This window comes from Pseudomonas sp. NPDC008258, from assembly GCF_042956345.1.
Lineage (GTDB): Bacteria > Pseudomonadota > Gammaproteobacteria > Pseudomonadales > Pseudomonadaceae > Aquipseudomonas.
The window spans coordinates 86103-109950 of sequence record NZ_JBIBGE010000021.1 but is presented as its reverse complement, the minus strand read 5'-3'; the positions used below and the strand labels follow the sequence as shown (position 1 = coordinate 109950).

Genomic DNA, 23848 nt, shown 5'->3' with positions numbered 1-23848 from the left:
CGTACAAGCCCTTGTTGTTTAAAGGGCCTTTGCCTGAACGGGGCCTATTTCAAAGCTCTTTCACGGTGCGGATCTGGTCTTTGTTCAGGCGCGTGCGCTTGCCATCCAGTTGCTCGAATTCGTAGAAACCGGAGTCTTCATCGTACGTCGGTGTGTCGGTGGCCTGGATCTCGCGACCATCGTTCAGCGTGATGACAGTGGGCGATGCACAGCCGGCGAGGGCGCCCAGGCCCAGGGCAAGCAGGAAGGCGGGTAGGGTCCGTTGAATCATCGTGTTTCTCCAGTGCGATGGTGCTAGATGACTTTATGACGCAAGGCGTCCACGCAAGTTCCTTCTACAGTGCAGCATAGCCTCAAGGCCAGGGTATTGATCAAGGGCATGGTCCATGCTGCCAGCTGCGCAGGGCATGCGCTGTGATATAACTGCGCCATTCCCTCTCCCAGTGACGGACCCCCATGAAAGCCAAGGCTGATACCCCCTTCGTGCCGCTGAATATCGCCGTGCTCACGGTCAGCGACACCCGAACCTTCGACACAGATACCTCTGGGCAGATGTTCGTCGACCGCCTGAGTGCGGCCGGCCATCGGCTGGCCGAGCGTGTACTGCTGAAGGATGACCTGTACAAGATCCGCGCGCAGGTCGCTACCTGGATTGCCGATGACAATGTGCAGGTAGTGCTGATTACCGGCGGTACCGGCTTTACGGGCCGCGACAGCACGCCCGAGGCCGTTGCCTGCCTGCTGGACAAGCAGGTCGACGGCTTTGGTGAGCTGTTCCGGCAGATTTCCGTGGCCGACATTGGTACCTCCACCGTGCAGTCGCGTGCCTTGGCCGGGCTGGCCAACGGCACCCTCGTCTGCTGCCTGCCGGGCTCGACCAACGCGGTGCGCACGGGCTGGGATGGCATCCTTGCCGAGCAGCTGGATGCCCGCCATCGGCCGTGCAACTTCGTGGCGCACCTGAAGCAGGCAACGGCCTGTGACAGCCGTGGGTGAGGCCAGCCAGGCCCGGCCACTGATGCCGGTGGAGCAGGCGCTGGAGCAACTGCTGGCGCTGGCCGAGGCGGCGCCTGTGCGCGATACCGAGAACCTGCCGTTGGCCGAGGCCGAGGGGCGTGTGCTGGCCACCGACCTGGTGGCCTCGCTCGACCTGCCGCCCTGGCCGAACAGTGCCATGGACGGTTATGCCTTGCGCCTGGCCGACTGGCAGGGCCAGCCACTGCCGGTCAGCCAGCGTATTTTTGCCGGCCATGCCCCACAGCCGCTGGAGCCGGGCACCTGCGCGCGGATCTTTACCGGTGCACCCGTGCCGGAAGGTGCCGACTGCGTCGAGATGCAAGAGAACACCGAAGTGCTCGACGATGGGCGGGTACGCTTTCTTGAAGCGCTGCAAACCCAGCAGAACATTCGCCCCCAAGGGCAGGAAACCCGCAAGGGCGAGCAGGTGATGAGCGCCGGCACCCGGCTGGGGCCGATAGAGCTGGGCCTGGCTGCGACCCTGGGCCACGGGCGCCTGGACGTGGTACGCAAGGTGCGGGTGGCGGTGCTTTCCACGGGTGATGAACTGGTCGAGCCCGGCCTGCCGCTGGGCCCCGGGCAAATCTACAACAGCAATCGTCGGCTGCTGGTCAGCTGGTTGCAACGGCTGGGCTGCGACGTGGTTGATGCAGGCATCCTGCCCGATGACCTGGCCCGTACCCGTGCTTGCCTGGCCTCGTTGGGCGATGTTGACCTGATCCTGTCTACCGGTGGCGTCTCGGTGGGAGAGGCCGACTACCTCGGTGCTGCCCTGCGCGAAGCCGGCGAGCTGGCGTTGTGGAAACTGGCGATCAAGCCGGGCAAGCCACTCACCTTCGGCCACTTCCAGGGCGTGCCGGTGATCGGCCTGCCAGGCAACCCGGCCTCGACCTTGGTCACCTTCGGCCTGCTGACCCGGCCCTACCTGTTGCGTCGCCAGGGCGTGGCCGATGTCACGCCGCTGCAGTTCGACATGCAGGCGGGCTTCGACTGGCCCAAGGCGGGCACGCGGCGTGAATACCTGCGTGCACGTATCGAGCAGGGCCAGGTGCGCATTTACAAGAACCAGAGCTCCGGCGTGCTGCGTAGCGCAGCCTGGGCGCAAGGTTTGGTGGAGGTGCGTGAGGGGCGCACGCTGAAGCAGGGCGACAGCGTGCCGTTCATTCCTTTCAGCGAGCTACTTGGCTGAGCGGCCCAGCCAGGCACTGCCCAGCGGCGCAGCCTCGGCTGGCGCTGCCTGGGCCAGGCGCATGTGCACGTTCTCCAGTTGCTGGGCCGCCACGCTCCAGTCGTGGCGTTGGCGGGCGAACTGCCGCCCGGCATCGCTCAACTGGCTCATGCGCCACGGCTGGTTGAGCAGTTGGGTGATCAGCAGGGCCAGCTGGTCGCCGTCATCGCTGCCCAGGTAATGCTCTCCGTTGTTGGCCGCCAGGCCCGATACCCCTTTGCCGGTGGTAATGACCGGCAGGCCTGCGGCCATGGCCTCCAGTATTTTGACCTTGGAGCCGCCGGCATAGCGCAACGGTGCGAAGAACAGTGCCGAACGCTTCTGCAGCTCACGCAGGTCGGGGCGGTAGCCGAACCATTCGATGCGCGGGTCGTTCCAGTGCAGTTTCCAGCTGGCCGGCAGGGCATGCCCTGCTATGGCCAGGCGTACCGCCGGGTTGCTCATCCATACCTGCGGCATGATGTCTTCCAGGGCCCACTCGATGGCCTCCAGGTTGGCGCCATACTCGAAGTTGCCGACAAACAGCAGACGCTGGCTGTGCAGCGCCGGTTGCACGTGCTGGTAGAAATCACAATCCACACCATTGACCACCACGTTCACCGGGCGCCCGCTGATCTGTGCGATCAGCTCGGCATCGTGGGCGCTGACCGCTACTAGTTCGGTGGGCTGGCGTAGCACCCGGTTTTCCCAGCGACGGTAGCGCCAGCGGTCAAAGGCGTTGAGTGGGCGCAGCCACAGGGGCAGGCGGTCGTGGCAGGCGCCGCCCATCACCGACTCAAGGGTATGCTCGCTGAGCATGTACGGCAGCCCATGGGCCTGCAGGGCTTTTTCGAAGGGCTGGAAACTGTAGCTATGCTCGATCTGGATCACATCCCAGGGCTCGTCCAACAATTGCTCGAAGCGGTGCCGCAGGCAAGCGGACAGGCCGTTGATGATTGCCCGCATGGGGTAGTCGATGATCGGCGAAGCAAGCAGGTTCAGCGGGCTGTGCAGTGGCCGGCGGGGTATCACGATCAGCCGTTCGAGTAGCGGCTCCAGGGCTTCCCGGGCCGTATCGCAGAGGGGGACTTTCGACTGCACCAGCAAGGTGATGCGGTGGCCCTGCTGTGCCAGTGCACGTATCAGGTGGTATTGCCGGGTCTTGCTACCGCTGGTGGTCGGCCAGGGCAGGTAGGGCAGTGTCCAGAGAATACGCATGACCCGGAACCCTCAGTAAAGGCTGCAGATAGCAAGACGCGCCCGTTGGCAGCAACGTGTAGCCGCTGTCGGGGCGCGTCCATGGCAGGGTTGAATTCGGCCCGGCAACTGAAGTCAAAAGGCTGACCTTCCTGGGGAAAATGCTTGCCTGGGTCAAAAACTTGTCAAAAGTTCATTTTCTGAGCATAGCCTCGCATTGTCGGCTGTGGGGAAAAGACCCTGCGGGCTTCGCAATTTTTTTGCAGGCATGCAACGATCCTGGCAGCGGCGTGGTCGAGATCTGGGTTGGTCAACTTCACGGAGAAGCGCGATGCAAGGGCGCAAGGCAATGCTGATCCTGCACGGCAAGCAGGCAATGAACGAAGAACTGCGCAGTGCCGTGTACGAACTGCGCGAGAGCGGCTGGCCGCTGGATGTGCGAGTGACCTGGGAAGGTGGCGACGCCCAGCGACTGGTTGGTGAAGCGTTGGCTGCCGGCTACACGCACATTGTCGCGGGCGGCGGGGACGGCACGTTGCGCGATGTGGCCGAAGCCATGGGCCAGGCCGGTGGCCAGGCCAGCCTGGCCTTGTTGCCGCTGGGCACGGCCAACGATTTCGCCAAGGCTGCCGGCGTACCCCTGGAGCCTGCCGCAGCACTGCAGCTGCTCAATACCCCGGCGCAACCCATAGACCTGGGCCAGGCCGGCGACCAGTTGTTCCTCAACATGGCCACGGGTGGGTTCGGCAGCCAGGTCACTGCCAACACCTCCGAAGACTTGAAGAAAGTACTGGGTGCCGCGGCCTACCTGTTCACCGGGCTGTCGCGCTTCAGCGAACTGCAGGCCGCTTCGGTAGAGCTGCAAGGGCCTGACTTCCAGTGGCAGGGGAGTTTGCTGGCGCTGGGTATCGGCAATGGCCGCCAGGCCGGGGGTGGGCAGGTACTATGCCCCGAGGCTGTGGTGAACGATGGCTTGCTTGACATCGCCATCCTGCCCGCGCCACAGGAGGTGGTCGGGGCCCTGCGTGACCTGCTGGCCGGTGATGGCCTGTTCGTCCGCGCCAGGTTGCCCTGGGTCGAGATCAAGAGTTCGCAAGGCCTGGATATCAACCTCGATGGCGAGCCTTTGCAGGCCGACAACTTGCGTTTCCAGGCCAGGCCCGCCGCGTTGCGCTTGCACCTGCCGGCCGGGTCGCCGTTGCTCAGTCGTCCAGGCTGATGATTTTTTCGCGTACGGCGAACAGCACCAGGCCGGCCACATCATGAATCTGCAGGCGCTTCATGATTTGCGAGCGGTGGGTTTCCACGGTCTTGATCGACAGGCCCAGGCCATTGGCGATTTCCCGTGTGGACTTGCCGCGCACGATCAGGCGCAGGATTTCCAGTTGCCGCGCAGTGAGGTTATGCCGCTCGCCTGCGGTGTGCTTGCCCTGCCTGGTGTGCCGTAGTGCCTGGTTGATGACAGTGTGGGCGATGGCCGGGCTGAGGTAGCGCTCCCCATTGCGCACTGCGGCCAGGGCCTGTTCCAGTTCGGTGGCGCTGGTGTCCTTGAGCAGGTAGCCGTGGGCGCCACTTTCCAGGGCCCGCATGATCAGGTCCGGGTCGGTGTGCATCGACAGGATCAGCACCTTGCAGTTGCTGCCGCTGGCGCGCAGCAGGGTGAGGGCGTCCAGGCCGCTGGTCGAACGCATGGAAATGTCCAGCAAGATGATGTCCGGCGCCAGTGCGCGCACCTGTTCAAGCAACTGGCCGCCGTCGTCGGCCTCACCGATCACGTCATAGCCGGGAATGTCGCAGACCAGTGCGCGCACACCCGCGCGGATCAGCGAGTGGTCGTCTACCAGCAGCAGTCTACAGGTCATGGTCGGTAATGCTCCTGGCACGTTGCTGGGTACGCGCAGGCCACGGGAACACCGCTTCGATGCGCGTGCCCTGGCCAGGCTGGCTGGTGATGTCGAGGCAGCCCTGCAGCGCGGTTACCCGCTCCTGCATGCCGCTCAGGCCGCGCTGGCCAGCCTCAGCCGGGTGCCGGGTGGGAACGAAGCCTTGGCCGTCGTCGTGAATCGACAACGCCAGCCCCTCGGCGGTGCGCTGCAAGCGGATGACCAGGTTTTTTGCCTGGGCGTGACGCAGCATGTTGGTCACGGCCTCTTGGGTAATGCGAAACACCGCCATGGCCACGGCCTCGTCGATACCCCCCAGGCGTTGGTTGCACGCCAGGCTCCAGTGCACACCGCTGCTGGCCAGGGTACGCACCAGGTGCTCGCGAAGGCTGGCTTCCAGGCCAAGGCTCGCCAACTGCCGCGGGTTGAGCAGGGCGGACACGTCGCGCACATTCCCCAGGGTGTCATCCAGCGTGCTGCGCAGAGCGTTGCAGTGGCCCTGAAGATCATCGGGCATACGCCGTTGCAGCCATTGCAGTTGCAGCTTGGCGGCGGTGAGCAGCTGCCCGATGTCGTCGTGCAGTTCCCGGCTCAGGTGTTGGCGCTCGTCTTCCTGCACCTTGAGCATGCGCTCGGCCAGTTCTGCCGGGCGCAGGCTGATCGACCTGGCACCCAGGCCAAGGTAGGCGGCGGTACCCAGCGTAGCGACCAACTGCAGCACCAGCAGGCCGGCCGGGATTGACTGGTTGGCCAGGTACAACATCAGGTTGGCGACCAACGAGGCCACGCCCAGCCCGACAGTCGCCCAACGCAGCAAGGCAACACGGGAGCAACAACGCACAGAAGTCTTCAAGCGTGGGAACATAGGTAGGGAAGCCACTGAAGTATTGCTGATGGAGGCCTTGCACAATGCTGTTCAGAGGCTTTGGCGCAGTACTTTCGCTGTTTATTCGAGCGCGTTATCTTTCAACCGCTCTTCAGGTAGCAAGCGTTTATGGACGCGCATACTACCACTTTGCAGTGTTTCGGTCGCGGCGCGAAACGCTTTGAAACGCCTGACAGTTCGGCGGTTTCGGGTAGCAAAATGCCACCTTTTAATCCCGGGTCATGCACTTGCCTCACAACTAACGCGGCAATGATTCAACAGCGCCCCCCGAAAACTTGGAGAACTTCCCAAGTTCGACAGTGGCGGGGCTTGAATGAACGTGCTTAGTTGCACTTTGCATCAGGATGATACGGTGTGCTTGAGTGCGCGTGGAATGCACCAGCTGCGACTTCTTCGTGCAGGTGGACGCACTCGTTACCTTGCTCGTTGCAGGCGGCGCAGGCGGGTGCAAGGGGTTGCCTTAGGGCCTTGGCCAGGCTACTCAGCAGCACCAGTTGCTCACCGATGTCCAGGTTCAGCCGCCCGGTACGGGTGTCGACCAATTCCAGTTGCCAGGCCAGCAAAGTAAGGCATTCCCCTACTACTGGCAGTGCTTCGCGTTGCAGGTAGCCGCCATGGCAGGCCGGTGCCAGCAGCTGTTGTAGGGCAGTGGTGTAATGGGCAACTTCACGCAGGCCCAGGCGCGTAGCCTGCCTGGCCAGGCTGCCAAGGGCTTTGTCCAGGCAGCAGCACGCGTCCGGGTCATTGTCGATCAGTTCCAGATGTTGCAGGCATTCCTGGGCCTGGGTCAGCAATACCTGGGCATCCACCAGGTAACCCTGCAAGGCGTCATCGAACGATAAGGCAGTGTCCATCATCAGCTCCCCGCGCGTGGCGCAGGTGCAGAGGGCGGGCACGCCGAAACGATAACTAGCAAAAGCCTGACTCCATTCATGCATTGAGAATGGCGTCACATTAATGGCTAAAGGATATCGCGAATATCAGGTTGCACCCGATTGCGAGTAAGGGTTTCCCTGATGTCGGGCTAAGGTGAGGGCTTTTTTCAGCCCTGATGATTGACCGTGCGATGCCCGCAGTCAAGCATGATGTTAAAGTGATATCAATTGCCTTTGCGGCATTTTGCCGCAAGGGTCAAGGTGTGCGTGAAACCGCCGATACAGGGTGGATGATTTCTCTTTTTCAGACTCAAGCCTGGGGGCTTTCCAATGGCTGGCATTCTCGACACCGTAGACCAACGCACGCAACTGGTGGGCGAGAATCGCCTCGAAATCCTGATGTTTCGCCTGGCCGGCCGTCAGCTGTTCGCGATCAACGTGTTCAAGGTGCAGGAAGTGCTGCAACTGCCAAAGCTGACCCTGATGCCCCAGCGCCACGCCTTCGTCTGCGGGGTGGTCAACCTGCGTGGCCAGACCTTGCCGGTGATCGACCTGTCCCAGGCGATCGGCATGCGCCCGCTGCAGCCGGGGCCGGACAGCACCATCATCGTCACTGAATACAACCGATCGGTGCAGGCCTTCCTGGTGGGCGGTGTCGACCGCATCGTCAACATGAACTGGGAGTCGATCATGCCGCCGCCTACCAGTGCTGGCCGCCAGCACTACCTGACCGCCATCACCAAGGTCGATGAAAAGCTGGTAGAGGTGATCGATGTGGAAAAGGTGCTGGCCGAAATCGTGCCGTACAACGCCCGGGTCTCCGGCGAAAAGCTCGCCGACCCGGTACTGGCCCGGGCCCGCGGCCGCGAAGTGCTGCTGGTAGACGACTCCAGCGTGGCCCTGGCGCAATTGCGCGACACCTTGTCCCAGCTGGGGGTGAAGCTGCACGTGGCCAGTGACGGCCTGAAGGCGCTACGCATGCTCAAAGGCTGGGCCGATGCCGGCGAGGACGTGTGCGAGAAGCTGCTGATGGTGTTTACCGATGCCGAAATGCCGGAAATGGACGGTTATCGCCTGACCACCGAGATTCGCAGCGACGCACGTTTGCGGCAGCTCTACGTCGTCCTGCACACCTCACTGTCGGGCAGTTTCAACGAATCCATGGTGAAGAAGGTGGGCTGCGACAACTTCCTGTCCAAGTTCCAGCCTGATCGCCTGGTCGATGTGGTCAAACAACGCCTGCTGCTGGATACCACCACTGCGTGATCGCCAGGCCAGCCAGGTATAAGCTTGGCTTTTGGCATGACGCGAGGCGGCAGGGATGTTTGTCAGTGAGTTGTATCGGTACCCGGTGAAGTCTGGGCAGGCGCAACGCCTGCAGGCTTCAAGGGTAGGGTTGTTGGGGTTGCAGGGCGACCGGCGCTGGATGGTGGTCGAGGAAGAAAATGGACGCTTCCTGACCCAGCGGGCCTGGCCGCAACTTGGCCAGCTTCAGGCGAGCGATGACGACAGTGGCCAGCTGCTGTTGCAGGCGCCCGGAATGGCACCGTTACAAGTGGCGGTACCGCCTGCCGATGACGCCCTGCGGGGTGTGACCATCTGGCGCGACACGCTGCGTGTACCGGATGCCGGCGATGCTGCTGCGGCCTGGCTGAGCGAGTTGCTGGGCAAGGCCGTGCGCTTGGTGCATTGCCCGGAGCAGCGCGCGCGCTACCTGCCCAATGGTTATGGCTTCAACAGTGACCGTGCGGCGTTTCCGGATGGCTTTCCGTTGTTGCTGATTGGGCAGGGCTCGCTTGACGAGCTCAACCGGCGTATTGGTCGGCCCATGGAGATGCTGCGCTTTCGGCCCAATCTGGTGGTGCAGGGGGCTGAGCCCTTCGCCGAAGATGGCTGGAAGCGGGTTCGCATCGGCAACCTGGAATTTCGTGTGCTCAAGCCCAGTGTGCGGTGCATCTTCACCACGATCGATCCGGCAACCGGAGAGCGCAGTAGTGACCGCGAGCCAATGGCCACGCTGAAGACCTTTCGCGAGAAGGAGGGGGATGTGCTGTTCGGGCAGAACCTGGCGGTGGATGGCAGTGGGCAGTTGAAGGTGGGGATGCGGGTGGAAGTTCTAGAGTAAACAGGTTACCTGTGCCGGCCCTATCGCCGGCAAGCCAGCTCCCACAAGTCCTGCACAAGTCTTCGAGCCTGTGTTGAACCTGTGGGAGCTGGCTTGCCGGCGATAGGGCCGGCACAGCCTCAGCAAATTTTACATGTCGTCGAAGTACCGCTCATGCCAATCCACCAGTGGCTGGGGCGAATTCAGCTTCTGCCCATAGATCACCGAATACGACAGCACGTTCTGCACGTACTGGCGGGTTTCGTCGAACGGGATGGATTCCACCCACACATCGAAGCTCAGGTGCTTGGCGCCTTTGAGCCACTGGCGCACGCGCCCGGGGCCGGCATTGTAGGCCGCCGAAGCCAACACCCGGTTGCCGTTGAACTGGCTGTGCACCTGGCTCAGGTAGGCTGCGCCCAACTGGATGTTCTTGTCCGGGTTCAGCACCTGCGCGGGTGATGCCAGCGGGATGCTGAACTTGCGCGCAGTTTCCTTGGCGGTGGCCGGCATCAGCTGCATCAGGCCGCTGGCGCCAACCGGTGAGCGCGCATCTTCCATGAATGCACTTTCCTGGCGGGTGATGGCGAATACCCAGCTCGAATGCAGGCCGCGAACCTTGGCTTCGCGCACCAGGGTGTCGCGATGGGCCATCGGGAAGCGGATGTCCAGGTCGTCCCAGTATTGCGCCTGGCTGATGGTGCGGATGGCCGGGAAATACCAGCGCAGGTCGTAGCCCAGGCGTGCCTGGGCAACCATTTCGTCACGGGTGAAGTGGCGGCTCACGTGGTACCACTCGCGACGGCCTTCGACGATCTGGCCGCGGGCGTGGAACTCCAGGGCCCGGCGGATACCTGGCGTGTTGCGTACCTTGTTGACCAGTTGTGGGCTCAGCAGCAGCGGCTTGTTGTTCAGCTGGTAAGGCGTTTGCGCCCGGTCGGCGGCGAGGAAGCCATAGAAATCGCGCTCACGTGCCACGGTCTTGTATAGCAGCGGGATCTGCGGGTTGTTCGGCTGTGCCAGCTCCAGGCTGCGCGCCTGCCAGTACTTCCAGCGGCTGCTGCTGGCCAGGTCCTGGGGCAGGCGCTTGGTCAGCTCGTAGGCGTCTTCCCAGCGGCCCAGGCGCAACAGCAGGCGCAGGCGCCATTCGCTGACGGTGTTGTCGCGCAATTCAGGGTCGTAGCGGGTCATCAGGTCGAGTGCGCGGGGGTCGTAGCGGCGCGCCAGGGTCAGGCCGATTTCGCGGGCGATAGCGACCTTCTCGTCGCGGGAAAAGTGCATGCGCTGGGCGTAATCGTCGAGCAGTGCCATGGCCTGTTCGGGGTTTTGCCGGGCCAGGCGGCGCAGGCCGAGGCTGACAACATCGGACATGGCTTCGTTGGCCGGGGTGAAGCGCGACGGCTGGTTGAGCAACTCAGGTTTTTGGGCCACGTCGACCAGCAGGCGCCCCTGCGGGCCGAGGGTGGTCAGGGTCTTGACCAGGTTGTTGGCCAACGCATAGTTGCGCGCCTGGGCCGCCAGCTTGGTGCGCTCCCAGCGCTTGGCCTCGGTCAGCTGGCCTTCAGCTGCCCACATGCCGAACAGCGTGTCGCAGGCGGCAGGTTGCGACTTGCCGACGTTCCACAGTTTGTCGGCCGTGGCGTAGCCTTCGGCGCGCAGGCCGTGGCTGAGCTGATACTGGCCGTTGAGGCAGTCCAGTTCGGTGAAGTTGAGCTTGGGGTCGTAGTACTTGACGAAGGTGTTCCATTCGCCGCGTTCTGCCAGCCAACGCAACCAGCGCAGTTTCATCCAGTTGGCCTGGGGCAGGTCGCCATGCTTGGCGAGGAAACCTTCGATTTCCTGGTTGCTGGCGGTTTTCAGGCGGGCAGTGAGTTCGTCATAAGCCAGGTACGGGGTCAACGGGTAGTCGCTGAGGGCCTGCGCATAGCGCAGGTAGGGGCCTTTGTCGCCCTTGGCCAGTGCGCGCTTGGCTTCGTCGTAATACTGGCGCTGCTGGGTGAGGTCGGTGGCCTGCGCCGCGCAGGTGGCAGCGGTGAGCAGCAGGCAGGATGCAATGTGTAACAGGCGGCTGCGCATGATACGTCCGGGCAGTTGAACCATGGGGTAGTGACGGCGGAGCCAGCACTGTTGGAAACAATTGCCTTAGCTTAGCTGTTTGCCGGCGGCGGGTGAAAGCACTGTGCTTGTATCGGGATATTAAGTTCGACCAGATGTCGCAAAGCCCTCGTCGGGTGGCCAGGCGGATGCCGTCGAGGGCCAAGTCAGGTAGAATGCGCGCCCGATTTATGGAGACCAACATGACCCTGCTCAAATTCAGCGATGTGTCCCTCGCATTCGGCGCCATGCCGCTGCTGGACAAAGTGTCCTGGCAGATCGCTCGTGGTGAGCGGGTGTGCATCATCGGCCGCAACGGCACCGGCAAGTCGAGCATGCTGCGCCTGGTCAAGGGCGAGCAGAAGGGCGACGACGGTGAAGTCTGGCGTGCCCCGGGCCTGAAGATCGGCGAGCTGCCGCAGGAACTGCCGGTGGCCGACGAGCGCACGGTGTTCGATGTGGTGGCCGCTGGCCTGGACGGCGTAGGCGAATTGCTGGCGCAGTTCCATCACCTGAGCATGAACATCCAGGGTGACGAAGACCTGGAAAAGCTCATGCACGTTCAGCACGAGCTGGAGGCGCGTGATGGCTGGCGCCTGCAGCAGGTGGTGGAAAGCACCCTCAGCCGCCTGCAGCTGCCGGCCGACAAGACCCTGGCTGAACTGTCTGGTGGCTGGCGTCGCCGGGTGTTGCTGGCCCAGGCGCTGGTATCCGAGCCAGACCTGTTGCTGCTCGACGAACCGACCAACCACCTGGATATCGGTGCCATCGCCTGGCTGGAAGAAGCCCTGCGCGGCTTCAACGGCGCGGTGCTGTTCATTACCCACGACCGTTCCTTCCTGCAGAACCTGGCCACCCGTATCCTGGAACTGGACCGTGGCGGCCTGATCGACTGGAATGGCGACTACGCCAGCTTCCTGGTGCACAAGGAGGCCGCACTGGCCGCCGAGGAAACTGCCAACGCGCTGTTCGACAAGCGCCTGGCCCAGGAGGAAGTGTGGATCCGCCAGGGCATCAAGGCCCGCCGTACCCGTAACGAAGGCCGCGTGCGTGCACTGAAGGCCCTGCGTGTGGAGCGTGGTGAGCGCCGTGAGCGCCAGGGCAAGGCCAATATCCAGATCGAAGCGGCGGAAAAGTCCGGCAAGCAGGTCATGGTGCTGGAGAACGTGAGCTTCCATCACCCTGACGGGCCGATGCTGGTCAAGGATTTCTCCATGGTGCTGCAGCGCGAGGACCGTATCGGCCTGCTGGGCGCCAATGGTACCGGCAAGACCACCTTGCTCAAGATGATGCTCGGTGACCTTGAGCCGACCGCAGGCAAGGTCGAGCGCGGCACCAAGCTGGAAGTGGCCTACTTCGACCAGATGCGCCACCAGCTTGACCTTGAAAAGACCGTGATCGACAACCTGGCCGAAGGCCGTGACTTTATCGAGATCGATGGCCAGAACCGCCACGTGCTGAGCTACCTGGGCGACTTCCTGTTCAGCCCTCAGCGTGCGCGTACGCCGGTCAAGGCGCTGTCCGGTGGTGAGCGTGCACGCCTGCTGCTGGCCAAGCTGTTCAGCAAGCCGGCCAACCTGCTGGTACTCGACGAACCGACCAACGACCTGGACGTGGAAACCCTCGAGCTGCTTGAGGAAGTGCTGTCCAACTACAAGGGCACCGTGCTGATCGTCAGCCACGACCGGGCCTTCCTCGACAACGTCGTCACCAGCACCCTGGTGTTCGAAGGCGAGGGCAAGGTGCGTGAATACGTGGGTGGCTACGAGGACTGGATCCGCCAGGGCGGCTCGCCGAAGCTGCTGGGTGTTACCGAAAGCAAGAGCGGCAAATCGGCGCTCAACAGCGCGGTGGTGGAGAAGGTCGAGGCCAAGCCAGTGCCCGTTGCTGCGCCGGCGGTGGATGAAGCGCCGAAGAAGAAGCTCAGCTACAAGCTGCAGCGTGAGTTGGAGATGCTGCCAGGGCAGATCGACGAAGTTGAACAGCGTATGGCTGAGGCTCAGGAAGAAGTGAGTGCGGCGGGCTTCTATCAGCGGCCGATTGCAGAAACCTCGGCAGTGCTGGCGAAGATCGAGAAGCTGCAGGGTGAGCTGGATGCCCTGGTAGAGCGCTGGGCTGAGCTGGAAGGCTGATTTGCGTTAGCCTGCTCCGGCCTCTTCGCGGGCAAGCCCGCTCCCACAGGTGTTGCACTGCATTTGATAGCGGTGCGGTCCCTGTGGGAGCGGGCTTGCCCGCGAAGAGGCCGGAACAGGTTAAATCATTCCTTCTTCAGCAACCGCACTGCCAATACATCACACGGCGCCCCATGCAGTACGTCGTTGGCCGTGGAGCCCAGCAGCAATGCCAGGCCATGGCGGCCATGGCTGCCGACCACGATCAGGTCGCACTTCTGGTCCTTGGCCAGCTGGTGGATCTCCTGGCGTGGCTGGCCGTAAGTCAGGTGCGAGTCACCGCGCTGGATGTCCGGGTACTTGTTGAACAGGCGGTCCATGCGCTCCTTGGCCTGATCGAACTGTTGCTGTTGCAGCTGCGACAGGTCCATCGGTACGTCACCGCCGAATGCCATGGCCATCGGCTCGACGATGTGCACCAGCGAAACCTTGGCATTCGAAGGTTTGGCCAGCGCCATGGCGCGCTTGATCACCGGGTCGCATTCTTCGGTCAGGTCGACGGCGACCAACAAATGTTCGTATTGCATGAGCGGTACTCCTGACAATCGCGATAGAAGAAGTATGGTCGCTTTCGGGCGGGTCTTCCGTGAAAAATGGCTAACCAGCTCATTTGCAACGCTTTATGGGATCTACTGATATGACGGTATTGCTGGTGGTGTCAATCCTTGCGCTGATTCTCAGCCCGCTTTCCTGGCTGCGTTCCTCGCGCAAGCAGAGCGAGCAGATGAAGTTGCGCCTGGAGGCGCGGCGCATGGGGCTGGCCATGCAGCTGGCGCCGCAGCAGTGGCCGCATTGGCTGGAGAAGGAGCCGCCAAGCCCTTGCCCGCAGTACCATCGGGCGCGGCGTCGTGGCCATGAGGACAGCTTCAGCTTCTGGCAGATAAGCCCTGGGGTGTGGTGGAACCAATGGCGTGAGCCCTGCGAAGACCCGCGCTTCATGGAAGCTCTGGCACGCTTGCCGGCGAGCGTCTACAAGGTCGAGGCCGATGCGCGGATGATTGCGTTGTACTGGACTGAGCGGGGCGATACGGCAGTGTTGCAGGATGTTGCCTACGTCCTCGAAACCCTGGCCTGACAGCTGATTCTTGAGCTGACGCCAATCCCTGTGGGAGCGGGCAAGCCCGCGAACACCGGCGCAGCCGGTGCCATGCACCGCGCTGGATTCTTCGCGGGCACGCCCGCTCCCACAGGGATCGAGTGGAATTCAATAGCACGTAACGACAAAGCGGCGGCTTGGCAGATCCCCTGAAGGGGTGGGGTGCCAAGTCGCCGCTTTGCGTTCTGCTGTCGCAGAAAAGGCCAGGCAGGCCGGGTATTCATTCAAGCAAGTGCCAGTGTAGCCGTCCGAAGTCGCCGCGCAAGCGAAAAGTTGCAGCGTTCTTGCCGAAGCTGTGGTCAATCGCTGACATGAATGGTCGGCGATCACTGTCATCATGTTTTGTACCAGGACGATACAAAATGACCGGAAAGTCGCGTTTTCGCCGTGCTCGCGAGCATTTGACAACGCCGATCTTTTCGGAGAATGTGTGCACACCCAAATCAAACGGGCGTATGAATTGAGCGTTTGTATGTCATGACGCCAAGCCATACTTCCGACTAGCGCGCTGACGGGTGTGCCTGGGGCGGGGCAGATAGGCCTGCTTCTGCTGCAGCGATCGGCGTGTACAGTTCAGCTTCCATATCGTGGAGATCAGTTGATGATTTACGAAGGTAAAGCCATCACGGTTAAGGCTCTTGAAAGTGGCATCGTCGAGCTCAAGTTCGACCTCAAGGGTGAGTCCGTCAACAAGTTCAACCGCCTGACCCTGAACGAGCTGCGCCAGGCTGTCGACGCCATCCAGGCCGACGCCTCGGTGAAGGGCGTGATCGTCAGCAGTGGCAAGGACGTGTTCATCGTCGGCGCCGACATCACCGAGTTCGTCGACAACTTCAAGCTGCCCGAGGCCGAACTGGTCGCCGGCAACCTGGAAGCCAACCGCATCTTCAGCGCTTTCGAAGACCTCGAAGTGCCGACCGTTGCTGCCATCAACGGCATCGCCCTGGGCGGCGGCCTGGAAATGTGCCTGGCAGCCGATTACCGGGTCATGTCCACCAGCGCCAAGATAGGCCTGCCGGAAGTCAAGCTGGGGATCTACCCGGGCTTTGGCGGTACCGTGCGCCTGCCGCGCCTGATCGGTTCGGACAATGCCATCGAGTGGATCGCCTCCGGCAAGGAAAACCGCGCCGAAGACGCGCTGAAAGTGGGCGCCGTCGACGCTGTGGTTGCGCCTGAGCTGCTGCAGGCCGGTGCCCTGGACCTGATCAAGCGCGCCATCAGTGGCGAGCTGGACTACAAGGCCAAGCGCCAGCCCAAGCTGGAGAAGCTCAAGCTCAATGCCATCGAGCAGATGATGGCCTTCGAAACTGCCAAGGGCTTCGTTGCCGGCCAGGCCGGCCCGAACTACCCGGCCCCGGTCGAAGCCATCAAGACCATCCAGAAAGCCGCCAACTTTGGCCGCGACAAAGCGCTGGAAGTGGAAGCCGCAGGCTTTGCCAAGCTGGCCAAGACCTCGGTTGCCGAAAGCCTCATCGGCCTGTTCCTGAACGATCAGGAACTCAAGCGCAAGGCCAAGGCACATGACGAGATCGCCCACGACGTGAAGCAGGCCGCGGTGCTCGGCGCTGGCATCATGGGTGGCGGCATCGCTTACCAGTCGGCGGTCAAGGGCACCCCGATCCTGATGAAGGACATCCGCGAGGAAGCCATTCAACTGGGCCTCAACGAGGCGTCCAAGTTGCTTGGCAACCGCGTCGACAAGGGCCGCCTGACCCCGGCCAAGATGGCCGAGGCGCTCAACGCCATTCGCCCGACCCTGTCCTATGGCGATTTCGCCAATGTCGACATCGTCGTCGAAGCCGTGGTCGAGAACCCGAAAGTGAAGCAGGCCGTGCTGGCTGAAGTGGAAGGCCAGGTGAAGGAAGATGCAATCCTTGCCTCCAACACTTCCACCATCTCCATCAACCTGCTGGCCAAGGCGCTCAAACGCCCGGAAAACTTCGTCGGCATGCACTTCTTCAACCCGGTGCACATGATGCCGCTGGTGGAAGTGATCCGTGGTGAAAAGTCCAGTGAAGTGGCGGTCGCCACCACCGTGGCCTACGCCAAGAAAATGGGCAAGAACCCGATCGTGGTCAACGACTGCCCTGGCTTTTTGGTCAACCGTGTGCTGTTCCCGTACTTCGGCGGCTTTGCCAAGCTGGTCAGCGCCGGTGTCGACTTTGTGCGCATCGACAAGGTGATGGAAAAGTTCGGCTGGCCGATGGGCCCGGCGTACCTGATGGACGTGGTCGGCATCGACACCGGCCACCACGGCCGCGACGTGATGGCCGAAGGCTTCCCGGACCGCATGAAGGACGAGCGCCGCTCGGCCGTCGACGCGCTGTACGAGGCCAACCGCCTGGGCCAGAAGAATGGCAAGGGCTTCTATGCCTACGAAACCGACAAGCGCGGCAAGCCGAAGAAAGTCTTCGACGCTACCGTGCTCGACGTGCTCAAGCCGATCGTGTTCGAGCAGCGTGAAGTCACTGACGAAGACATCATCAACTGGATGATGGTGCCGCTGTGCCTGGAGACCGTGCGTTGCCTGGAAGACGGCATTGTCGAAACTGCCGCTGAAGCCGACATGGGCCTGGTGTATGGCATTGGTTTCCCTCCCTTCCGCGGTGGTGCGCTGCGTTACATCGACTCGATCGGTGTGGCCGAATTCGTCGCCCTGGCCGATCAGTACGCCGATCTGGGGCCGCTGTACCACCCGACTGCGAAGCTGCGTGAAATGGCCAAGAACGGCCAGCGCTTCTTCAACTGAGCGGTCAACGAGCTAGAGCGAGAGATTTGATATGAGCCTGAATCCAAGAGACGTGGTGATTGTCGACTTCGGTCGCACGCCAATGGGCCGCTCCAAGGGTGGCATGCACCGCAATACCCGCGCCGAAGACATGTCGGCGCACCTGATCAGCAAGCTGCTGGAGCGCAACGACAAGGTCGACCCGAAAGAGGTCGAGGACGTGATCTGGGGCTGCGTCAACCAGACCCTGGAGCAGGGCTGGAACATCGCCCGCATGGCCTCGCTGATGACCCAGATCCCGCATACGTCTGCAGCGCAGACCGTCAGCCGCCTGTGTGGCTCGTCGATGAGCGCACTGCACACCGCTGCCCAGGCCATCATGACCGGTAACGGTGATGTGTTCGTGGTCGGTGGCGTGGAGCACATGGGCCATGTCAGCATGATGCACGGCGTCGACCCCAACCCGCACCTGTCCTTGCATGCTGCCAAGGCTTCCGGGATGATGGGCCTGACTGCGGAAATGCTCGGCAAGATGCATGGCATCACCCGTGAGCAGCAGGACCTGTTCGGCCTGCGTTCGCACCAGTTGGCCCACAAGGCCACGGTCGAAGGCAAGTTCAAGGACGAGATCATCCCGATGCAGGGCTATGACGAGAATGGCTTCCTGAAGGTGTTCGATTTCGACGAAACCATTCGCCCGGAAACCACCCTTGAAGGCCTGGCGTCGCTCAAGCCGGCGTTCAACCCGAAAGGCGGTACCGTCACTGCCGGTACCTCGTCGCAGATCACCGATGGTGCTTCGTGCATGATCGTCATGTCTGGCCAGCGCGCCATGGACCTGGGCATCCAGCCGTTGGCGGTGATCCGTTCGATGGCGGTGGCCGGTGTCGATCCGGCAATCATGGGCTATGGCCCGGTGCCGTCGACCCAGAAAGCCCTCAAGCGTGCCGGCCTGACCATGGCCGACATCGACTTCATCGAGCTCAATGAAGCCTTCGCCGCACAGGCCCTGCCTGTGCTGAAAGACTTGAAAGTGCTCGACAAGATGGATGAGAAGGTTAACCTGCACGGCGGCGCCATTGCCTTGGGCCACCCGTTCGGTTGCTCCGGGGCCCGTATTTCGGGCACCCTGCTCAACGTCATGAAGCAGAATGGCGGTACCCTGGGGGTGGCGACCATGTGCGTCGGCCTTGGCCAAGGTATCACCACTGTCTTCGAACGCGTCTGATCGCGTAGCGGGACAGCAGCCGGGGCCTTGTGCCCCGGTTTTTGTTTTTTTCAGGTTTAGTCAAGAGGGTGGGCAACATGCAGATACAACCAGGCGTATACCGGCATTACAAAGGGCCTGAGTACCGTGTCTTCAGTGTTGCGCGGCACTCCGAGAGCGAAGAGTGGATGGTGTTCTACCAGTGCCTGTATGGTGATTACAGCTTCTGGGTGCGGCCACTTTCGATGTTCCAGGAATCTGTCGAGGTTGACGGCGAGCAAGTGCCACGCTTTGCTTTGGTCAAGGCTGAAGAGGGGCTGCCTGGGTTGCTGGGCAAGTCGCACGCATGATCGTTCGAACTTGACCTCACACTTTTGCCACTATATATAGCGGTGCCGCGTCCGGCACCTGACGCGTTTTTTATCTTCAGATTCAGGAATACTCCGATCCATGGGCAAATCGCTGGTCATTGTGGAATCCCCGGCCAAGGCCAAGACCATCAACAAGTACCTGGGCAACCAGTACGTGGTGAAGTCGAGTATCGGCCATATCCGAGACCTCCCCACCAGCGGTTCGGCCAGCGCAAGCAAAGAGCCGGCCGCCAAGCGTGGCAAGGCCGCGGGTGAGGCACCGGCCCTTTCGCCGAAAGAGAAGGCCCGCCGCCAGCTGGTGGCACGCATGGGCGTCGACCCCGATCATGGCTGGAAGGCCAAGTACGAGATCCTGCCTGGCAAGGAAAAGGTGATCGAAGAGCTGCGCCGCCTGGCCAAGGATGCCGACACCATCTATCTCGCAACCGACTTGGACCGCGAAGGGGAAGCCATTGCCTGGCACCTGCGCGAGGCCATCGGCGGCGACGACACCCGCTACAAGCGCGTGGTGTTCAACGAAATTACCAAAAAGGCCATTCAGGAGGCCTTCTCGCAACCGGGCGAACTGGACATCGACAGGGTCAATGCCCAGCAGGCGCGCCGCTTCCTCGACCGTGTGGTGGGTTACATGGTCTCGCCGCTGCTGTGGGCCAAGATCGCCCGTGGCCTGTCTGCCGGCCGCGTGCAGTCGGTGGCGGTAAAGCTGGTGGTGGAGCGCGAGCGCGAAATCCGTGCGTTCATCCCGGAAGAATACTGGGAGATCCACGCCGACCTCGGTACTGCCAAGAACGCCAAGGTGCGTTTCGAGGTGGCGCGCGAGAAGGGCGAGGCCTTCAAGCCGCTGAACGAAGCCCAGGCCATGGCCGCGCTGGAGAAACTCAAGGCCTCCAGCTACAGCGTGGTCAAGCGTGAAGACCGCCCGACCAGCAGCAAGCCGTCGGCACCGTTCATTACCTCCACCCTGCAGCAGGCGGCCAGTAATCGCCTGGGCTTCGGGGTGAAGAAGACCATGATGATGGCCCAGCGCTTGTACGAAGCCGGCTACATCACTTACATGCGTACCGACTCGACCAACCTGTCGGCCGATGCGCTGGACATGGCGCGCAGCTACATCGAGCGCGAGTTCGGCAAGCAGTACCTGCCGGATGCGCCGCTGGTCTACGGCAGCAAGGAAGGGGCCCAGGAGGCGCACGAAGCCATTCGTCCTTCCGATGTGAACACCCACCCGACCAAGCTCACTGGCATGGAGCGCGACGCCGAGCGCCTGTACGAGCTGATCTGGCGCCAGTTCCTGGCCTGCCAGATGCCGCCAGCCCAGTACCTGTCCACCAGCGTCACCGTGGCAGCCGGCGACTTCGAGCTGCGCGCCAAGGGCCGTATCCTCAAGTTCGACGGTTACACCCGCGTGCTGCCACAGCAGAGCAAGCCGGGCGAAGACGACGTGCTCCCTGAAATGGTCCAGGGCGAAGCGCTGAAGCTGATCCAGATCGACCCGAGCCAGCACTTCACCAAGCCACCGGCGCGCTTCACCGAAGCCAGCCTGGTCAAGGAAATGGAAAAGCGCGGCATTGGTCGCCCGTCGACCTATGCGGCGATCATCTCCACCATCCAGGACCGTGGCTATGTGACCTTGCACAACCGCCGCTTCTATTCCGAGAAGATGGGCGACATCGTCACCGAGCGCCTGTCGGAGAGCTTCTCCAACCTGATGGACTACGGCTTTACCGCCGACATGGAAGAGAACCTCGACGACGTGGCCCAGGGCGAGCGTGACTGGAAGAACGTGCTCGACGAGTTCTACGGCGACTTCAGCAAGAAGTTGCAGACTGCCGAATCCAGCGAAGACGGCATGCGCGCCAACCAGCCGACCATGACCAACATTGCCTGTAAGGAATGTGGCCGGCCGATGATGATCCGCACCGCTTCCACGGGTGTATTCCTGGGCTGCTCGGGCTATAGCCTGCCGCCCAAAGAGCGTTGCAAGGCCACCGTCAACCTGGTGCCGGGCGACGAGATTGCCGCTGACGATGAGGGTGAGTCGGAATCCCGCGTGTTGCTGGGCAAGCACCGCTGCCCGATCTGCGCTACGGCGATGGATGCCTACCTGCTCGATGAGAAGCACAAGCTGCACATCTGCGGTAACAACCCGGATTGCGCCGGCTACGAGATCGAAGAAGGCAACTACCGCATCAAGGGCTACGAAGGGCCGAGCCTGGAGTGCGACAAGTGCGGCAGCGAGATGCAGTTGAAGACCGGCCGTTTTGGCAAGTTCTTCGGTTGCACCAACCCGGCGTGCAAGAACACCCGCAAGCTGCTCAAGAGCGGCGAAGCGGCGCCACCGAAGATGGACAAGGTGGACATGCCGGAGCTCAAGTGCGAGAAGGTCGACGACACCTACGTGCTGCGTGATGGCGCTTCGGGGTTGTTCCTGGCCGCCAGCCAGTTCCCGAAGAACCGCGAAACCCGTGCGCCGCTGGTGCTGGAGATTGTGCCGCACAAGCATGAGATCGACCCGAAGTACCACTTCCTGTGCGAGGCGCCGCAGAAGGATCCGGAAGGGCGCCCGGCGGTAATCCGTTACAGCCGCAAGACCAAGGAGCAGTACGTGCAGTCCGAGGTTGATGGCAAGCCGACCGGCTGGAAGGCGTTCTACGACGGGAATGCGTGGAAGGTTGAAGACAAGCGCTGATTCGTCAGTGCAGTAATTGGGGCCGCTTCGCGGCCCTTCGCGGGCAAGCCCGCTCCCACAAGTGAGGTGCAATGCTGGAAGGCTGCGCCGTCCCTGTGGGAGCGGGCTTGCCCGCGAAGGGGCGCAAAGCGGCCCCAATCATTTATGATGCAGGTACTTGCCTTACAGCCCAAAGGGAGGTCATTCGAAATGGCCCAGGAACTCTACACCCGCACCAACCAGAAACTGTTCTTTGCCGGCCTGGCCCTGGAGTCCATGGCCAAGGCTGAACAAAGCCAGGCCATGAACGCCCAGGGCCTGGTGCAGGCCGAGCGCGAGTCGGCGCTGTTCCACCTGTACGGCGCGCTACTGGGCTTGTGCCATGAAATCGGTGGTTTCTATCGGTTGCCGGTTGTGGCAACGGTTGAGCAAGCGCTGGCCGACGACGCGCTGAATGGTATCGCCATTCCGGAAGTGGCTGAGCTGTTGGAAATCGCCCGTCAGCGCGAAACCTGGCTAGCGCAAATGCTAGGTGCTTATGCTGATTTGTTCCGACCACCTGTCGCGAAGAAAACGCCGAAAACGGATGTTACCCAGCCCCTGATCCAGGCCGTCAACCTCGATGAACCCGAGCATCCTGCGCTGTCCCGTGCCGAGCTGGAAAGCTGGCGCAACAACCTCAAAGGCTTGGTGAGACGTTTCCGCGACGCGTTGAGTGAGTGCTGATAGCCGCTTCGGCTGGTACAATGTTGGCCTTTCGCGGAGAACTGCCATTTATGTCTACGTCTTTTCTGGAAATTGTCGAGTTGCCTGATGGCCGCATCGAACTGCGTCGCGCCGAGGATGAGGGCTCTCTGGTAACCCTGGATTTCTCGGAAGACGCCAAGGTATTCCTGCAGGGTCAGCATGTTGAAGTGGCCAAGGCCATGCTCAGCGTGGGTGTGCAGATGGCCGGTCGCCTGATGGATGGCGAGCTGGAGAAAGATGAAGGGCCGCGTGTGCTGCACTGATGCTGCAGCGGGGCGTCAGGCTACTTGAAGTGACAGGCAAAGCCTGAACATCAGCCGAGGCGGATGTTCAGGCTTTGTGCATTTCCGGCACTGGCTGCGCGCAGCAGTTGCTGGCGTGAAGTGGCGTTGACACTGCCTAGCCAGCTGACCACGGTGTGGCTGAGCCCCAGGCGTAACACTTCGCAAGCCAGTTGCAGCGGGCTTTGGTTGTTGCGAGGGTGCAGCAGCAGGATACGTTCACGGTTGAGGCCGGCATCGCGCAGCCACGCCTGAGTCAGGCTCGACGGCGGGGCGATCAGGGTCAGCCAGCGGGTCTCGTCTTCTTCGCTCAGCTCGCGCAAAACCGGCGCCAGCAGGCTTTGGCAGTGCCCGGGGGCGCCGCGCAGTGACAGTTCGCTGAACAGCTCGGGTTGGCTGCTCTTGCGCGTCGGCTCGCTGGGTTTGAGGCCCGGTAGTACGGGCTGGGCGAGGAATGCTTCGAACAGTGGCAACTGGGCTTGCTCGGGTGCGTGAATGAACTGCTGCATGACGCCTCCTGGATCAGCGGCGAATGACGCCGACGCTCAAGCCCTCGATCACCAGTTCCTGTTCTTTCAGGTCGACTTCGATAGGGGCGAATTCGGGGTTTTCGGCAAGCAGCCAGACCTTGCTGCCTTCACGTTTGAAGCGTTTGACGGTCACTTCGTCGCCGATGCGGGCCACTACGATCTGACCATTGCGAGCTTCACGGCAGGTGTGAACTGCCAGCAGGTCGCCGTCGAAGATGCCGACGTCTTTCATGCTCATGCCGTGTACGCGCAGCAAATAGTCGGCCTGGGGGTGGAAGAAGGCCGGGTTGATGTTGCAGGATTGCTCGATGTGCTGTTCGGCAAGGATCGGTGCGCCGGCGGCAACCCGGCCGATGATCGGCAGGCCGCTTTCTTCGGCCTTGGCTTCCAGGCCCGGGATGCGGATGCCGCGAGAGGCGCCCGGGGTCATCTCGATCGCGCCTTTGCGGGCGAGGGCCTTGAGGTGTTCCTCGGCGGCATTGGGCGACTTGAAGCCCAGCTCCTGAGCGATCTCGGCGCGCGTTGGCGGAAAGCCGTTGTCTTCCAGGCAGCGCTTGATGAACGCGAGGATTTCAGCTTGGCGTGGCGTCAGTTTCAACATGGTGAGCGCTCTGTCTTTTTGTACAGTGACTGGGATTATATACAGTACTGGATGCGCTGCAAGCCAAAAGGCGCAATAAACATCGTGGGTGGCGCTTGCAGCCGACCGTCTGGCGCTTTTAAATGGCGACCGCCCGGTCACCGAGCCTTGACAGAAGCAGGGCTGAAACGTATGTTTCAAACACC

Annotated in this window: 22 protein-coding genes; 13 read left to right on the top strand and 9 right to left on the bottom strand. The window is 62.2% G+C overall.

What is annotated here, in order from left to right:
- Positions 1-49 precede the first annotated feature (49 nt).
- Positions 50-271 (bottom strand): YgdI/YgdR family lipoprotein, encoded by a 222-nt coding sequence (locus tag ACFY9W_RS18035; protein WP_391132603.1) that lies wholly within the window; start codon positions 269-271, stop codon positions 50-52.
- Between the two features lie 185 nt (positions 272-456).
- Here ACFY9W_RS18035 and moaB point away from each other — a divergent pair, with 185 nt between their 5' ends.
- Together moaB and glp are read left to right on the top strand one after the other, a co-directional pair.
- Positions 457-996 (top strand): molybdenum cofactor biosynthesis protein B, encoded by a 540-nt coding sequence (moaB, locus tag ACFY9W_RS18030; RefSeq protein ID WP_391132601.1) that lies wholly within the window; start codon positions 457-459, stop codon positions 994-996.
- A complete protein-coding gene (gene glp, locus ACFY9W_RS18025; protein WP_391132599.1) occupies positions 980-2206 on the top strand; it encodes a gephyrin-like molybdotransferase Glp in 1227 nt (408 codons plus the stop codon). Before moaB ends, glp begins: the two co-directional genes overlap by 17 nt.
- On the opposite strand, the gene ACFY9W_RS18020 is transcribed toward glp, so the two are convergent.
- Complete coding sequence (locus ACFY9W_RS18020) at positions 2195-3442, bottom strand: glycosyltransferase (RefSeq protein WP_391132597.1); 1248 nt, start codon at positions 3440-3442, stop codon at positions 2195-2197. The genes glp and ACFY9W_RS18020 overlap by 12 nt on opposite strands.
- A gap of 310 nt (positions 3443-3752) precedes the next feature.
- Between ACFY9W_RS18020 and yegS the strand changes: the two genes are divergently transcribed.
- Complete coding sequence (gene yegS / locus ACFY9W_RS18015; protein ID WP_391132595.1) at positions 3753-4640, top strand: lipid kinase YegS; 888 nt, start codon at positions 3753-3755, stop codon at positions 4638-4640.
- On the opposite strand, the gene ACFY9W_RS18010 is transcribed toward yegS, so the two are convergent.
- The 3 genes from ACFY9W_RS18010 to ACFY9W_RS18000 form a co-directional block, all read right to left on the bottom strand.
- On the bottom strand, positions 4624-5283 hold the full coding sequence (locus ACFY9W_RS18010) for a response regulator (protein ID WP_391132593.1): 660 nt from the start codon (positions 5281-5283) through the stop codon (positions 4624-4626). The two genes, yegS and ACFY9W_RS18010, sit on opposite strands and share 17 nt — an antisense overlap.
- Positions 5273-6169 (bottom strand): histidine kinase, encoded by an 897-nt coding sequence (locus tag ACFY9W_RS18005; protein ID WP_391132591.1) that lies wholly within the window; start codon positions 6167-6169, stop codon positions 5273-5275. The genes ACFY9W_RS18010 and ACFY9W_RS18005 overlap by 11 nt, the downstream gene beginning before the upstream one ends.
- 344 nt (positions 6170-6513) lie before the next feature.
- A complete protein-coding gene (locus ACFY9W_RS18000) occupies positions 6514-7044 on the bottom strand; it encodes a histidine kinase (RefSeq protein WP_391132589.1) in 531 nt (176 codons plus the stop codon).
- Between the two features lie 351 nt (positions 7045-7395).
- Here ACFY9W_RS18000 and ACFY9W_RS17995 point away from each other — a divergent pair, with 351 nt between their 5' ends.
- Both ACFY9W_RS17995 and ACFY9W_RS17990 read left to right on the top strand, forming a co-directional pair.
- On the top strand, positions 7396-8331 hold the full coding sequence (locus tag ACFY9W_RS17995) for a chemotaxis protein CheW (RefSeq protein WP_391132587.1): 936 nt from the start codon (positions 7396-7398) through the stop codon (positions 8329-8331).
- A 55-nt stretch (positions 8332-8386) separates the two neighbouring features.
- Positions 8387-9190, top strand: a complete 804-nt coding sequence (locus ACFY9W_RS17990; protein WP_391132585.1) for an MOSC N-terminal beta barrel domain-containing protein — start codon at positions 8387-8389, stop codon at positions 9188-9190.
- Positions 9191-9319: 129 nt separating this feature from the next.
- Here the strand turns inward: ACFY9W_RS17990 and ACFY9W_RS17985 are convergent, their stop codons facing one another.
- Positions 9320-11245 carry a transglycosylase SLT domain-containing protein gene (locus ACFY9W_RS17985; protein ID WP_391132584.1) on the bottom strand — a complete coding sequence of 642 codons (1926 nt, stop codon included), beginning with the start codon at positions 11243-11245 and terminating at the stop codon, positions 9320-9322.
- A 221-nt stretch (positions 11246-11466) separates the two neighbouring features.
- Here ACFY9W_RS17985 and ACFY9W_RS17980 point away from each other — a divergent pair, with 221 nt between their 5' ends.
- The gene (locus ACFY9W_RS17980; protein WP_391132582.1) at positions 11467-13395 is read left to right on the top strand and encodes an ATP-binding cassette domain-containing protein; all 1929 of its coding nucleotides are present in this window, start codon (positions 11467-11469) and stop codon (positions 13393-13395) included.
- 125 nt (positions 13396-13520) lie between these two features.
- Here ACFY9W_RS17980 and ACFY9W_RS17975 read toward each other — a convergent pair whose 3' ends face one another.
- The gene (locus ACFY9W_RS17975; RefSeq protein ID WP_172225638.1) at positions 13521-13961 is read right to left on the bottom strand and encodes a universal stress protein; all 441 of its coding nucleotides are present in this window, start codon (positions 13959-13961) and stop codon (positions 13521-13523) included.
- 110 nt (positions 13962-14071) lie between these two features.
- Here ACFY9W_RS17975 and ACFY9W_RS17970 point away from each other — a divergent pair, with 110 nt between their 5' ends.
- The 7 genes from ACFY9W_RS17970 (at position 14072) to ACFY9W_RS17940 (ending at position 22514) form a co-directional block, all read left to right on the top strand.
- A complete protein-coding gene (locus ACFY9W_RS17970) occupies positions 14072-14509 on the top strand; it encodes a hypothetical protein (RefSeq protein ID WP_264362424.1) in 438 nt (145 codons plus the stop codon).
- 622 nt (positions 14510-15131) lie between these two features.
- Positions 15132-17279: a fatty acid oxidation complex subunit alpha FadB gene (fadB, locus tag ACFY9W_RS17965; protein WP_391132579.1), complete on the top strand. Its 2148-nt coding sequence runs from the start codon at positions 15132-15134 to the stop codon at positions 17277-17279.
- A 31-nt stretch (positions 17280-17310) separates the two neighbouring features.
- The gene (gene fadA / locus ACFY9W_RS17960; RefSeq protein ID WP_013971712.1) at positions 17311-18486 is read left to right on the top strand and encodes an acetyl-CoA C-acyltransferase FadA; all 1176 of its coding nucleotides are present in this window, start codon (positions 17311-17313) and stop codon (positions 18484-18486) included.
- Positions 18487-18563: 77 nt separating this feature from the next.
- On the top strand, positions 18564-18815 hold the full coding sequence (locus ACFY9W_RS17955) for a DUF1653 domain-containing protein (RefSeq protein ID WP_025754461.1): 252 nt from the start codon (positions 18564-18566) through the stop codon (positions 18813-18815).
- Positions 18816-18915: 100 nt separating this feature from the next.
- Complete coding sequence (gene topA / locus ACFY9W_RS17950) at positions 18916-21525, top strand: type I DNA topoisomerase (RefSeq protein ID WP_391132574.1); 2610 nt, start codon at positions 18916-18918, stop codon at positions 21523-21525.
- 189 nt (positions 21526-21714) lie between these two features.
- Positions 21715-22230 (top strand): DUF6586 family protein, encoded by a 516-nt coding sequence (locus tag ACFY9W_RS17945; RefSeq protein ID WP_391132572.1) that lies wholly within the window; start codon positions 21715-21717, stop codon positions 22228-22230.
- Between the two features lie 50 nt (positions 22231-22280).
- Positions 22281-22514, top strand: a complete 234-nt coding sequence (locus ACFY9W_RS17940; RefSeq protein ID WP_201206570.1) for a hypothetical protein — start codon at positions 22281-22283, stop codon at positions 22512-22514.
- Between the two features lie 50 nt (positions 22515-22564).
- On the opposite strand, the gene sulA is transcribed toward ACFY9W_RS17940, so the two are convergent.
- Both sulA and lexA read right to left on the bottom strand, forming a co-directional pair.
- On the bottom strand, positions 22565-23041 hold the full coding sequence (gene sulA, locus ACFY9W_RS17935) for an SOS-induced cell division inhibitor SulA (protein ID WP_391132569.1): 477 nt from the start codon (positions 23039-23041) through the stop codon (positions 22565-22567).
- Between the two features lie 13 nt (positions 23042-23054).
- Positions 23055-23663, bottom strand: a complete 609-nt coding sequence (gene lexA, locus ACFY9W_RS17930; protein ID WP_264387500.1) for a transcriptional repressor LexA — start codon at positions 23661-23663, stop codon at positions 23055-23057.
- Positions 23664-23848: the final 185 nt, after the last annotated feature.

Bases quoted from the DNA above. Each gene is read 5' to 3' on its own strand.
- ACFY9W_RS18035 (WP_391132603.1), bottom strand. From the start codon at position 271: ATGATTCAACGGACCCTACCCGCCTTCCTGCTTGCCCTGGGCCTGGGC.
- moaB (WP_391132601.1), top strand. From the start codon at position 457: ATGAAAGCCAAGGCTGATACCCCCTTCGTGCCGCTGAATATCGCCGTG.
- ACFY9W_RS18020 (WP_391132597.1), bottom strand. From the start codon at position 3,442: ATGCGTATTCTCTGGACACTGCCCTACCTGCCCTGGCCGACCACCAGC.
- yegS (WP_391132595.1), top strand. From the start codon at position 3,753: ATGCAAGGGCGCAAGGCAATGCTGATCCTGCACGGCAAGCAGGCAATG.
- ACFY9W_RS18010 (WP_391132593.1), bottom strand. From the start codon at position 5,283: ATGACCTGTAGACTGCTGCTGGTAGACGACCACTCGCTGATCCGCGCG.
- ACFY9W_RS18005 (WP_391132591.1), bottom strand. From the start codon at position 6,169: ATGTTCCCACGCTTGAAGACTTCTGTGCGTTGTTGCTCCCGTGTTGCC.
- ACFY9W_RS18000 (WP_391132589.1), bottom strand. From the start codon at position 7,044: ATGGACACTGCCTTATCGTTCGATGACGCCTTGCAGGGTTACCTGGTG.
- ACFY9W_RS17995 (WP_391132587.1), top strand. From the start codon at position 7,396: ATGGCTGGCATTCTCGACACCGTAGACCAACGCACGCAACTGGTGGGC.
- ACFY9W_RS17990 (WP_391132585.1), top strand. From the start codon at position 8,387: ATGTTTGTCAGTGAGTTGTATCGGTACCCGGTGAAGTCTGGGCAGGCG.
- ACFY9W_RS17985 (WP_391132584.1), bottom strand. From the start codon at position 11,245: ATGCGCAGCCGCCTGTTACACATTGCATCCTGCCTGCTGCTCACCGCT.
- ACFY9W_RS17980 (WP_391132582.1), top strand. From the start codon at position 11,467: ATGACCCTGCTCAAATTCAGCGATGTGTCCCTCGCATTCGGCGCCATG.
- ACFY9W_RS17975 (WP_172225638.1), bottom strand. From the start codon at position 13,961: ATGCAATACGAACATTTGTTGGTCGCCGTCGACCTGACCGAAGAATGC.
- ACFY9W_RS17970 (WP_264362424.1), top strand. From the start codon at position 14,072: ATGACGGTATTGCTGGTGGTGTCAATCCTTGCGCTGATTCTCAGCCCG.
- fadB (WP_391132579.1), top strand. From the start codon at position 15,132: ATGATTTACGAAGGTAAAGCCATCACGGTTAAGGCTCTTGAAAGTGGC.
- fadA (WP_013971712.1), top strand. From the start codon at position 17,311: ATGAGCCTGAATCCAAGAGACGTGGTGATTGTCGACTTCGGTCGCACG.
- ACFY9W_RS17955 (WP_025754461.1), top strand. From the start codon at position 18,564: ATGCAGATACAACCAGGCGTATACCGGCATTACAAAGGGCCTGAGTAC.
- topA (WP_391132574.1), top strand. From the start codon at position 18,916: ATGGGCAAATCGCTGGTCATTGTGGAATCCCCGGCCAAGGCCAAGACC.
- ACFY9W_RS17945 (WP_391132572.1), top strand. From the start codon at position 21,715: ATGGCCCAGGAACTCTACACCCGCACCAACCAGAAACTGTTCTTTGCC.
- ACFY9W_RS17940 (WP_201206570.1), top strand. From the start codon at position 22,281: ATGTCTACGTCTTTTCTGGAAATTGTCGAGTTGCCTGATGGCCGCATC.
- sulA (WP_391132569.1), bottom strand. From the start codon at position 23,041: ATGCAGCAGTTCATTCACGCACCCGAGCAAGCCCAGTTGCCACTGTTC.
- lexA (WP_264387500.1), bottom strand. From the start codon at position 23,663: ATGTTGAAACTGACGCCACGCCAAGCTGAAATCCTCGCGTTCATCAAG.